At 43.1% G+C, this 11,697-nt stretch carries 10 protein-coding genes; 2 read left to right on the top strand and 8 right to left on the bottom strand.

Annotated elements, in window-relative coordinates; all coding sequences use genetic code 11:
• Positions 1 to 9: 9 nt before the first annotated feature.
• Positions 10 to 243 carry a DUF378 domain-containing protein gene (locus SLH55_RS16850; RefSeq protein WP_098350129.1) on the top strand — a complete coding sequence of 78 codons (234 nt, stop codon included), beginning with the start codon at positions 10 to 12 and terminating at the stop codon, positions 241 to 243.
• A gap of 38 nt (positions 244 to 281) precedes the next feature.
• Here SLH55_RS16850 and SLH55_RS16845 read toward each other — a convergent pair whose 3' ends face one another.
• The 3 genes from SLH55_RS16845 to SLH55_RS16835 form a co-directional block, all read right to left on the bottom strand.
• Entirely contained in the window at positions 282 to 1,685 is a 1,404-nt protein-coding gene (locus SLH55_RS16845; protein WP_320324073.1) for an aldehyde dehydrogenase, read from the bottom strand.
• 204 nt (positions 1,686 to 1,889) lie between these two features.
• The gene (locus tag SLH55_RS16840; protein WP_226677161.1) at positions 1,890 to 3,134 is read right to left on the bottom strand and encodes a Glu/Leu/Phe/Val family dehydrogenase; all 1,245 of its coding nucleotides are present in this window, start codon (positions 3,132 to 3,134) and stop codon (positions 1,890 to 1,892) included.
• 152 nt (positions 3,135 to 3,286) lie between these two features.
• A complete protein-coding gene (locus tag SLH55_RS16835) occupies positions 3,287 to 4,480 on the bottom strand; it encodes an ornithine--oxo-acid transaminase (protein ID WP_219166251.1) in 1,194 nt (397 codons plus the stop codon).
• A 327-nt stretch (positions 4,481 to 4,807) separates the two neighbouring features.
• On the opposite strand from SLH55_RS16835, the gene SLH55_RS16830 reads away from it, so the two are divergent.
• Entirely contained in the window at positions 4,808 to 6,190 is a 1,383-nt protein-coding gene (locus SLH55_RS16830) for a sigma-54 interaction domain-containing protein (protein ID WP_320324072.1), read from the top strand.
• A 196-nt stretch (positions 6,191 to 6,386) separates the two neighbouring features.
• On the opposite strand, the gene SLH55_RS16825 is transcribed toward SLH55_RS16830, so the two are convergent.
• From SLH55_RS16825 to yugI, 5 genes are all read right to left on the bottom strand, one after another.
• Complete coding sequence (locus SLH55_RS16825; protein WP_320324071.1) at positions 6,387 to 7,847, bottom strand: catalase; 1,461 nt, start codon at positions 7,845 to 7,847, stop codon at positions 6,387 to 6,389.
• Between the two features lie 191 nt (positions 7,848 to 8,038).
• Positions 8,039 to 8,371, bottom strand: coding sequence for a DUF779 domain-containing protein (locus SLH55_RS16820; RefSeq protein WP_219166248.1), 333 nt, complete (start codon positions 8,369 to 8,371; stop codon positions 8,039 to 8,041).
• 1 nt (position 8,372) lies between these two features.
• Positions 8,373 to 9,893 (bottom strand): aldehyde dehydrogenase, encoded by a 1,521-nt coding sequence (gene adh / locus SLH55_RS16815; RefSeq protein ID WP_219166247.1) that lies wholly within the window; start codon positions 9,891 to 9,893, stop codon positions 8,373 to 8,375.
• Between the two features lie 193 nt (positions 9,894 to 10,086).
• Positions 10,087 to 10,644: an MEDS domain-containing protein gene (locus SLH55_RS16810; RefSeq protein ID WP_320324070.1), complete on the bottom strand. Its 558-nt coding sequence runs from the start codon at positions 10,642 to 10,644 to the stop codon at positions 10,087 to 10,089.
• Positions 10,645 to 10,795: 151 nt separating this feature from the next.
• Positions 10,796 to 11,212 (bottom strand): S1 domain-containing post-transcriptional regulator GSP13, encoded by a 417-nt coding sequence (gene yugI / locus SLH55_RS16805; RefSeq protein ID WP_206856724.1) that lies wholly within the window; start codon positions 11,210 to 11,212, stop codon positions 10,796 to 10,798.
• Positions 11,213 to 11,697: the final 485 nt, after the last annotated feature.

Raw genomic sequence — 11,697 nt, 5'->3', positions numbered from 1 at the left:
GAAAACAACATGAGTGGAATTCAACGTATTGCATTGGTTCTTACGATCATCGGTGCTGTCAACTGGGGACTTATCGGTTTCTTTCAATTTGATCTTGTTGCAGCCATCTTTGGTGGTCAAGATGCAGCTTTATCCCGTATTGTTTACGGTTTAGTCGGAATTGCAGGTCTCATAAACCTTGGTCTGTTATTCAAACCGACGGAAGAGCTTGAAAGAGAACCACATACAGAACCAACGAGATAAATGCACACAAAAGGTGACCCCATCCGGGTCACCTTTCTTTATTTCAACAACTTTTTAATGATCTGCATACCGAATCGCCCGCTAGGATATCGGAAACTCATATCGAATTTCGTCGTCTGTTTCAAGATGCTCTTGTAGTGGGAGAAGGTTGAGAAACTTGATTCACCGTGATAATTCCCGATACCACTTTCCCCAACCCCACCAAAAGGAAGATAAGGCGTTACGATGTGCATGAGGGTATCATTTACACACCCTCCTCCGTAGGAAATCGATCTGTTGATCTTTTCTTCTGTAATGGGATTGCTTGTAAACAAATATAATGCCAGCGGTTTCGGCCGTTCTGTCACAAAGTCAATGACTTCCTCAATTTCCTCAAATTCTATCATTGGAAAAACAGGGCCGAATATTTCATCCTGCATCACCGGAACTGAAAAATCTCTTGGCTTCATCAACGTTGGCTCTATTTTTAAACTTGCAGAATCCACATTTCCTCCCAGAAGGATTTCCCCATCTTCCAAATAACTGGTCAACCGATCGAAGTGCCGCTCGTTGACAATTCGACCGAATTTATCACTTTTCAAAGGTTCTGTTCCATAGAAGTCAATCACCGTTTTCTTAAATTCGGTGATGAATTCATCCTTCTTGCTGCTATGGATGAATAGATAGTCCGGCGCAATGCAGGTCTGACCTGCGTTCGTCACCTTACCGAAAGCAATCCTCTTGGCCGCAAGGGGGATATCTGCCGTTTCGTCCACGATGCAAGGGCTTTTCCCTCCGAGTTCAAGGGTAACAGGGATTAACTGCTTGGCTGCAGCTTCCATGACTACTTTCCCAACAGGCACACTCCCGGTGAAAAAGATATAATCAAACGATTGCTTCAGAAGGGTCTGTGTCGTCTCCACTCCCCCCTCAATGACGAAGAGCTGTCTCGGGTCAAAGTGTGTGTTGATCATTTGAGCCAATAATGCAGAAGTGGTAGGAGTTAGTTCTGACGGCTTTATGATAGCGGTATTCCCTGCTGTGATCGCTCCGATGACCGGTGCAAGCGCCAGCTGAATCGGATAGTTCCATGGCGCGATGATCAAAGTGACTCCGTAGGGCTCCGGTACCGTGTACGCTTTTGAACCGATATGGGTCTTCGCTGTTTTCACTTTTTTCGGTTCAGCCCACTCGTCAATATGCTTGAGAACGAATCGAATTTCCTCCAGTAGGATCCCAATCTCTGTCGCATACGTTTCCATCTCTGACTTATTTAAATCTTTTTTCAGTGCATCGATTATCTCTGTTTCATGATTTTTGATGACGGTGGAGAATTTCTCCAACAGTTCTTTTCTGTATTCAATGGGTCTTGTCACCCCAGATTTGAAAAATTGCTTATGTTTTTGAAGGCTGGATTCGATCGCTTCCGATGAAGCTTCCTCTATGAATAATTCAGTAGACATTTGGTTCCCTCCGAATCTAAAATGTTTAACAGTTTAAACATAAGAACATAAATATCGTACGACGAAACTACCCCTATGTCAATTTCAATGATCTTACCCTAAATCAACGCTTTTTAATCATTTCTACATTTTTGGCTAAATTCCTTTAAAGACGCAAAAAGAACGTACCCATTATGAGGATACGTTCTCTGATTCATGCGATCGTTACACCCAACCTCTAAATCTTGAGGCTTCAGCCATTTTGCGTGCGCCGACCATGTATGCGGCTAGTCGCATATTCACTCGACGATTCTGAGATGTTTCGTATACATTGTTGAAAGCTTCGACAAGTTTAGCATAAAGCTTCTCGTTTACTTCTTCTTCCGTCCAGTAATACCCCTGATTATTCTGAACCCATTCGAAGTAAGAAACCGTTACTCCACCGGCACTTGCAAGTACGTCGGGAACAAGGAGGATTCCTCTCTCGGACAGGATTCGTGTTGCTTCAAAGGTAGTCGGACCGTTTGCAGCTTCTACTACAATGGATGCTTTAATATCATAGACATTCTCTTCCGTGATCTGGTTGGAAATCGCAGCAGGTACAAGGATGTCACACTCGAGCTCCAATAATTCTTTATTTGAAATCGTGTTTTCAAATAAGGTCGTGACCGTACCAAAGCTATCTCGGCGGTCCAATAGATAATCAATATCCAGACCGGCCGGATCATGGAGGGCACCATGGGCATCGGAAATAGCGATTACCTTGGCACCTGCATCGTGCATGAACTTCGCTAAGAAACTGCCGGCGTTTCCAAAGCCTTGGATGACGACACGTGCACCTTTAATCTCGATGCCGCGTTTCTTTGCTGCCTGTTCGATACAGATGGTCACACCTTGAGCTGTTGCTTTCTCACGACCTTGAGAACCACCCAGAACAATCGGTTTACCTGTAATGAATCCTGGTGAATCATTCTCACGGAGTCGGCTGTATTCATCCATCATCCATGCCATGATCTGAGAGTTTGTGTACACATCAGGAGCCGGGATATCCTTTGTAGGTCCGACAATCTGACTGATGGCACGGACGTATCCGCGACTCAGCTTCTCCAGTTCAGTGAAGGACATCGTTCTCGGATCACAGATGATCCCGCCCTTCCCTCCACCATATGGCAGATCCACAATGCCGCACTTCAAGCTCATCCACATAGATAAAGCCTTTACTTCCTCTTCATCGACTTCAGGATGGAATCGTACGCCACCTTTGGTAGGACCTACTGCATCATTATGTTGAGCACGGTAGCCTGTAAATACTTTGATACTGCCATCGTCCATTCGAACCGGGATACGTACGGTCAACATACGAACCGGCTCTTTCAGAAGTTCATACATTTCTTCCGTATATCCAAGCTTTGATAAAGCATCATTGATGACATGCTGTGTAGAAGTAAACAGATTAAGGTTTTCTCCCATTGTAAACATTCGCCTCTTTATTATGTGATCTGAAACGTTGTAATTGTAACATATTACCGTATCTTAAACCATTGACTTGGGAAAGAAATAATTTTTATTTTCCTGCTTTTTTTGACCTGTTTCAGGAAAAAATCTTTTTACCCGAAGACGTATTAAGACAATACTTTCTTGATTCTCTCAATGGCCCAATCAAGGTCTTCCTGTGAGATGACAAGTGGCGGGGCAAAGCGAATCACCGTGTCATGTGTTTCTTTACAAAGCAATCCTTCTTCTTTCAGCTGTTCACAGTATTTACGGGCTGGTTCATTCAGTTCAACCCCGATAAACAATCCACTACCACGAACTTCCTTAATCATAGGATTATCTATCTCACGAAGTTTACTCATGAAGTATTCTCCCATTTGAAGAGAACGGCCTGCAAGATCTTCATCGATCAAGACATCCAGTGATGCAACGGAAACGGCACATGCCATTGGGTTCCCCCCGAAAGTAGATCCATGTGAACCTGGATTGAATACGCCCAGCACTTCTTCATCTGCCACAACACATGAAATCGGGAATACTCCCCCACCCAGTGCTTTTCCAAGGATGTACATGTCAGGATCGACATCTTCCCACTCACAAGCAAACATTTTTCCAGATCGGGCAAGACCTGCCTGGATTTCATCCGCGATGAATAGAACGTTATTTTCCTTACATAATTCATATGCCGCTTTCATGAACCCTTTAGGTGGGAAAACGATTCCTGCTTCACCCTGGATCGGTTCAATGAGAAACGCTGCTGTGTTTGGAGTAATCGCTTCTTTCAAAGCTTCAAGATCACCGTAAGGAATCAGATTGATCCCAGGAAGCATCGGACCGAACCCACGCTTGTATTCTTCTTCTGAAGAAAGGGAAACAGCTGTCATCGTCCTTCCGTGGAAATTCCCGTTACATGCGATGATTTCTGCACTGTTCTCTGCTACACCCTTCACATCATATGCCCAGCGGCGAGCCGTCTTGATTGCCGTTTCCACTGCCTCGGCACCTGTGTTCATCGGAAGGGCCATGTCTTTACCTGTCAGCTGACAAATCTTTTCATACCAAGGAGCCAATTGATCATTATGGAACGCACGTGAAGTCAAAGTCACACGATCTGCCTGATCTTTTAACGCCTGGATGATCTTTGGATGACGGTGACCCTGGTTTACCGCCGAATAGGCACTAAGCATATCCATATATTTATTTCCTTCAGGATCCTTGACCCATACACCTTCTGCTTCTGAGATAACGATTGGTAGGGGATGATAGTTCTTTGCACCATACTTTTCCGTTTGTTCGATGATCGAATGAGTACTAACTGCCATGAAAAATTCCTCCTAACGTGATAAAAAGCGATTGAATATTTAAATACAAGGAGAGAGCAACTGTATCCATAGGCTCCTCCTGTTTCCACTCTTAATCTGGAGTGAAAAGGTCATTATCAGATATGCAAAAAAAATTTGCATTTAGAAAACCCTTACACTTATAATAATGCAAAAGATAGTTGCGTTTTTCAAGAGTTTTTTAAAAATTTTCTATTATCCCATTCTTTTTCTAAAAATAACCTGAATTGACCTTTGAATTGACGATAAATTTGCACGAAATGGAACGCTCCAGACATTCCAATCGATATTGAAGAGGAGAGAGACCGTATGCTGGAATTTGAAAAACGGTTGTATATGTACGAAAAGGTTGCCGAACATCTTGAATCAGGCGTCCATGTCATCGACTCGACGGGAAGGACCATCATCTACAATCGCAAGATGCGGGAAATTGAAGGGATGGAAATCGAAGACGTCCTGGATAAAAATCTGCTGGATGTCTTCCAGTTTCACTCAGAGGAAGAAAGCACCCTGTTGAAAGTCTTGAACACAAATGAGCCCACCCTCAATGTGAAGCAAACGTATTTCAATATGAACGGGATTGAAATCACGACGATGAATGATACTTTTCCGATTTTTCACGGTGATGTACTGATTGGGGCCATTGAAATTGCAAGGGATATCACCAAACTTGAAAAGGTGATGAGGGACCAGGTACATAAAAAGCCAAGCAGCTTTTTCACTTTTGACAGCATCATCGGGCATCACCCCCGACTAATGGATGCCGTAGAAACCGGCAGGCAGGCGACGAGGACCTCTTCCCCAGTATTGATTTGCGGTGAAATCGGGACCGGGAAAGAACTCTTTGCCCAGAGCATTCACAACGACAGCGCCCGTGCCAATCGTCCTTTCGTCACCCTGAATTGTTCTTCCTTAAGTGACGACATGCTCGAAGAAGCGTTATTTCAGGATCTAAAAGAACAAAGCAATCCAGAAGACCGCCGCCCCTCCCTCTTCCACCAGGCTCAGGGAGGAACGCTGTTGCTCGACGAAATCAACTCATTATCCCCTTCCCTTCAAGAGAAGCTCTTAAACTTCTTCTCCGAAGGGAGTGACCTTCCATTTGACGTCCGGGTGATGGCGACCGTGAACGAAGATCCCATCGACGCCATTGCAGAGGGCCGTCTTTTGAAGGATCTTTACTATCGTCTTAGCATCGTGTCTGTTTTCATCCCTTCTCTCCGTTCGAGAAAAGGCGATCTGCCGGAGCTTGTGGACTATTTCATCGATCAGTTCAACCATCATTTTGCGATGAACATCAAAGGGATATCCGATGAGGTCCATGGCATCTTCCAACAATATGACTGGCCGGGAAACGTCCGGGAACTTGAACATGTTATAGAAGGTGCATTTAATTTGGTGAGGTTCGAAGAGAAAATCGGCTTCAGCCACCTTCCATTTGGATTCAGGCAGAGGATTCATCATACAGCCGGCGGTGAAGAAAGTCAGGATGAATCCGAGTTCCTCTACCAATCGGGGACCGAAATCAAGCCATTGGAGATATTCATGGAGGAAGCGGAAACCTATTATATACAGAAAGCATTGAAGTACCATGAATTTAATATCACCAAAACCGCCAAATCATTGGGGATGAGCAGGCAGAATCTGCAGTATAGGATACGGAAGTACGGGATTGAGCGGAATTCATTTTAATTGGTTTGATGCCACTTTCTTTTTCGGGAAGTGGTTTTTTTCGCGGAGAGGTGTGTTTAGGACGGAGTTGCCTGGGGGATTTTGTCGATTTAGGTAGAATGGTCGATATCTGATCACACCCACCATCCCCCCCTATCTTCTTTAACCAAAACAATGTACCAGACCCCATCATGAGCGAGTCTGGTACTCTTCCGTTTTATGACATATGTTGTAAATATGGAGTTAAATCCACACCGATTCGCTTAGCCAGCTTCTTACCGAGCTCAACATCCGCACGGAAAAAATTACATACGGCGCGGAGGGCTATTCTTTCGTCAATGATGGATAGCTCCGCAGAAATATTTTTCAAAACCTGCTCTTTCACTTCAGCCGGGTAACTTCTATAAATGATTCCCGCCTGGCCGAAGTCATCTGTTTTCCGTATCTTCTGCCTTCCTCGTTCACCCGTCATCGGCTGGTGAACTTCTGTATAACCCTCAACCTCTTTCGGCGTATCGGCAAAGCTGTTCGGCTCATAGTTCACTGATCCGGTTTGCTGTTTGAAAGGCATATGACCATCCCTTTGGTTATTGGCCACTTGGGCGAAGGGGCAATTGATCGGAAGCTGCATGTAATTTGCGCCGATCCGGTAACGTTGTGTATCAGAATATGAAAATAGCCTTCCTTGAAGTAATTTATCTTCAGATGGAAGCATCCCGTTCACTAACACCCCGGGATTAAAGCCGACTGACTCTGTTTCAGCAAAGATGTTTTCAGGATTTTTATTTAATATCATAGTTCCTACAAATTGTGAGGGGATGTCGTCTTCTGGCCAATCCTTGGTTGCATCCAGAGGATCGAAATCGAATTCATCCATCTCCATCGGATCCAGTACTTGAACATATAGATCCCATTCAGGGAAATTCCCTTTCTCAATTGACTCATATAAATCGCGACTCGCATGATTAAAGTCCTTCCCTTGAATTTCTTCTGCTTTTTCAGATGATAGATTTTCGATGCCTTGCTTAGGTTTCCACCCTAATTTTACATATACGGTATTCCCTGCTTCGTTTACCCACTTATAAGCATGTACACTCGAACCGCGCATTTGTCTGTAATTAGCCGGTATCCCCTCATCTGTATAGAGATGAAGCAGCATATTTGTTGATTCCGGTGTCAAGGACATGAAATCCCAGTATCTTTCAGGTTCCTGAATATTCGTTTGAGGATTTGGCTTTAAAGAATGGACCATGTCAGGAAATTTCATGGCATCCCGAATGAAGAAAACAGGAAGGTTATTCCCTACGAAATCCCAGTTTCCCTCTTCTGTATAAAATTTGACCGCAAACCCACGGGGATCGCGAAGGGTTTCCGGGGAATGTTGACCATGGACCACCGTAGAGAAACGGGCGAATACAGGGGTTTCTTTACCGGCATCCTGAAAAATAGCTGCTTTTGTATATTTTTTCATACTGTTTTTAGTAATGAAGATTCCATGTGCTCCTGCTCCCCTTGCATGAACTACTCTCTCAGGAACCCTTTCTCTATCAAAGTGCGCCAGTTTCTCAATTAGCTGATAATCTTCCAGCAGCGTAGGACCTCTTTCTCCTGCTGTAATAGAATTCTGATTATCTCCGATCAGGGCTCCCTGGTTCGTTGTTAGCTTTCTTCTATCCATTTCTTCCACTCCTTCAGTTTATAATTATTATTAAATAATCATAGTTATATTTTATCTATCTGATCACAAAAGTCAATTACAAATTATAATAATTTTAAATTAATAATTACTTAAAATAACGTATCCAGGCATAAAAATAGAGACAACCTATACAATAGGCTGCCTCTTAATTGAATTTCAGAAATCTTGTGTCATGCTTTAATTAATTTAGAATCCGTTATAAAGCGTACGCCTTCCGTGGATTCCAGGGAAAATACTCCTCCTCTACCTTCCCTTACATCCAATATAATCCTGAAGTGCTTCCAATACTCATATTGCTGCTCATTCATATAGAAAGGACAGTCGGCTACAGTACCTACCAATACATCACTGTCTCCGATGATCAGGTCATCTTGACTTAAGCACATGGGAGAACTGCCATCACAACATCCTCCAGACTGGTGAAACAAAAGGGCGCCGTGCTTACCCTTTAACGTTTCAATCAGCTGGAGCGCCTGCTCCGTCGCCTCTAGTCTCTGTTCCATTTTAGAAGAATCCTAACGCTTTAGGACTATAGCTGACTAGTAAATTCTTCGTTTGTTGATAGTGTGATAGCATCATTTTATGATTTTCACGACCGATTCCGGACATTTTGTAGCCACCGAATGCAGCATGTGCCGGGTATTGGTGATAGCAGTTGGTCCATACACGTCCTGCCTGAACCTCTCTACCGAAACGGTAAGCCGTGTTCATATCCCGTGTCCATACTCCTGCTCCGAGTCCATAAAGAGTATCATTGGCGATTTCAAGTGCTTCCTCTTTCGTTTTGAATGTTGTAACAGAAACAACCGGACCAAAGATTTCTTCCTGGAAAATCCGCATTTTGTTGTTTCCTTTGAATACCGTCGGCTTCACATAGAAACCTGTTTCATGATCCCCATCCAGGGTATTTTGCTCACCGCCGATAAGTAATTCTGCACCTTCTTCTTTTCCGATTTCGATATAAGAGAGAATCTTATCCAATTGTTCTTGAGAAGCCTGGGCACCGAGCATTGTATCTGTATCCAACGGATTCCCCTGTTTAATTTGCTTCACACGTTCGATTGCGCGCTCCATGAACTTATCGTAGATCGATTCCTGAATCAGTGCTCTTGAAGGACATGTACACACTTCTCCTTGATTCAGCGCAAACATGACGAAACCTTCCACTGCCTTATCAAGGAAGTCATCATCATGATCCATGACGTCTTCAAAGAAGATATTAGGTGATTTACCACCAAGCTCCAATGTGACAGGGATGATGTTCTGAGAAGCATATTGCATGATCAGACGCCCTGTTGTCGTTTCACCCGTGAAGGCTACTTTACCGACACGCTTACTTTGAGCAAGAGGTTTACCTGCTTCCACGCCAAACCCTTGTACCACGTTCAATACGCCTTTAGGCAGCAGATCTTCTATCAGTTCAACAAGAACCATGATGGAAGCTGGTGTCTGCTCTGCCGGCTTCAATACCACGCAGTTTCCTGCAGCAAGGGCCGGGGCAATCTTCCATACCCCCATCAGAATCGGGAAGTTCCAAGGGATGATCTGTGCAACAACTCCTATCGGCTCATGGAAGTGATAAGAAACCGTATCATTATCAATTTCTCCTAAGGATCCTTCCTGGCCTCTGATGCATCCTGCGAAGTAACGGAAATGGTCAACCGCTAACGGTAAATCTGCCGCCATGGTTTCACGGACAGGCTTTCCATTATCCCATGTTTCAGCTACAGCAAGCATTTCCAGATTTTCTTCTATACGGTCGGCAATTTTATTTAAAATATTTGACCTTTCAGCTACAGAAGTTTTTCCCCATGCGTCCTTGGCAGCATGCGCTGCATCCAATGCCTTTTCAACATCTTCTTTGTTTGAACGGGCGATTTTTGTGAACACCTTCCCCGTTACAGGTGATACATTTTCAAAATACTCCCCGCTTGCCGGCGGTACATATTCCCCACCGATAAAGTTTTCATATTTGTCTTTGAAGTGTACCAATGACCCTTCCGTGTTCGGATTATTATAAAGCATCTAAGTCCCTCCTGTTTTTATGTATCTCTTATTAGTTAAGCGCTTTCATTTCCATTATAGGACATCAGGGAGGTACGGACAAGTTTATTGTATAAATATTCTTTATTTTTAGTTAATTAATTGCAAAATGCTCCATGAATGGACAAAATTTTTTCATAAAAAAAGATGACCCTATTTAAGGATCATCTTTCTTTCACTGACTGTATACGACCGAAGATAAAATATCATAGTCGGACATCAGATGGCCGTGATTTTTCTTTAAGGATTCTGCCAGTCGCTCTGGCATTTTCTCTGAGTCGTAAGCACAGACGACAGTCAGTTTGAGCTCATGGACCACCCGGTCGGTTTCGTTCTCGAACCAATCAACGATTGAGCATGGGTCTTCCAACTCCCCCCATTCCACATTTGTCCATGATCTAAATGCAATCCCTTTTTCGATAAAGGGTGTGATTGTCTTCATCAGTTGCTCATAGATAGCTGGGGGATGATAACTTCCACTGGATTGATAAAAGTCGAAGTTGCTGACAGAGTGGACCTTTTCTAATTGATCACTCGTTAATCGACTGTTTAGCTCTTTACTAAATACGTTCATGTTTCGTTCGTTCTCAATTAATATGACATGTTCTCCTGCTTCAATTCCTTCAATAATGTAGGTTATCGTATTTTTCAAATACTTCTCCCTATCCTGATAGGCATAAAGCACATGCGTACACTCATTTCCCTCTATTAGTTCACTTATCTTCTCTTTCAATTCTTTCCACCTCCCCATTACTCTTCCTTTAAAACTTATTCGATACTATATTGGTAAAATCCTCTATTATATAAGGAACTCATTGGAATGTAAGGAGCTTGTAATAAAACAAAAAAACTGCCCATTGAATGGACAGTTTTTGATTAGGTTATTATTTTTTGATTAGATCTTCACGTTCTGATTGTTCGATCCACTCTTCAAGTTTGTCTTTAAGTGTGTTGAAACCAGCTGGAGTTGTTTCTTCGTTCGCTTGTTTCACACTTCCTTGACCTTGACGGCGAGGCTTTTTCGCTGCTGCAGGTTTTGCTTGAGGTGCTGCTGGCGCTTCCTCTGTAGCACGGATAGAAAGGCTGATTTTACCAGCTGCTTCGTCCACTGATAATACTTTAACCTTTACTTCGTCGCCTACTGAAAGGTGCTCACTAACATCTTTAACAAATCCGTGAGTGATTTCAGAGATGTGAACTAATCCTTGTGTTTCTTCGTCAAGTGCAACGAATGCACCGTATGGTTGAATGCCTGTAACTTTACCTGTTACAACAGAGCCTGTTTCGAATTTTGTAGTCATGGTAACACTCCTAGTATATATATTATTTTTCGTCTTTACACGCAATTGTAGATTATATCATAGAATCACAATTTCGGCAAAGATATATTCTTTACCTACTATGAACATCCTATCGTGGTCTATAATTGCATTCTCACTAGTTATGCTTCCCCAATACCCACATTATTAAAACAGTGTAAATACAGCATTCATCAGGATTTTCAGGCAAATCTCTCTTTTTAAAAATATCGCATTGAAATAACGATTTCTATATCATTTTTTATTATGTAATATTTTCCTTTATAGATAATCAAAAAAAAGCTATTTTCGTAAATATTGTTGTTTTTGGATGTAGCGAGTGGCGGTTGATTTCCGCTACAGGTGCTCGCTTTCCGCGGGGCTGGCGGTGAGCCTCCTCGGCTGCGCCTGCGGGGTCTCACCTATCCAGCGTTTCCCGCAGGAGCTATTCCTGTGAGGTGAGAATTCATCTATTGCATAAAAAAAGA

This window comes from Rossellomorea sp. YZS02, assembly GCF_033963925.1.
Taxonomy (GTDB): domain Bacteria; phylum Bacillota; class Bacilli; order Bacillales; family Bacillaceae_B; genus Rossellomorea.
Note: the sequence above shows the minus strand (reverse complement) of the source record. Positions and strands in the feature narration are given on the sequence as shown.

Coding starts and splice junctions, on each gene's coding strand:
- SLH55_RS16850 (WP_098350129.1), top strand. CDS start 10: ATGAGTGGAATTCAACGTATTGCATTGGTTCTTACGATCATCGGTGCT.
- SLH55_RS16845 (WP_320324073.1), bottom strand. CDS start 1,685: ATGTCTACTGAATTATTCATAGAGGAAGCTTCATCGGAAGCGATCGAA.
- SLH55_RS16840 (WP_226677161.1), bottom strand. CDS start 3,134: ATGGGAGAAAACCTTAATCTGTTTACTTCTACACAGCATGTCATCAAT.
- SLH55_RS16835 (WP_219166251.1), bottom strand. CDS start 4,480: ATGGCAGTTAGTACTCATTCGATCATCGAACAAACGGAAAAGTATGGT.
- SLH55_RS16830 (WP_320324072.1), top strand. CDS start 4,808: ATGCTGGAATTTGAAAAACGGTTGTATATGTACGAAAAGGTTGCCGAA.
- SLH55_RS16825 (WP_320324071.1), bottom strand. CDS start 7,847: ATGGATAGAAGAAAGCTAACAACGAACCAGGGAGCCCTGATCGGAGAT.
- SLH55_RS16820 (WP_219166248.1), bottom strand. CDS start 8,371: ATGGAACAGAGACTAGAGGCGACGGAGCAGGCGCTCCAGCTGATTGAA.
- adh (WP_219166247.1), bottom strand. CDS start 9,893: ATGCTTTATAATAATCCGAACACGGAAGGGTCATTGGTACACTTCAAA.
- yugI (WP_206856724.1), bottom strand. CDS start 11,212: ATGACTACAAAATTCGAAACAGGCTCTGTTGTAACAGGTAAAGTTACA.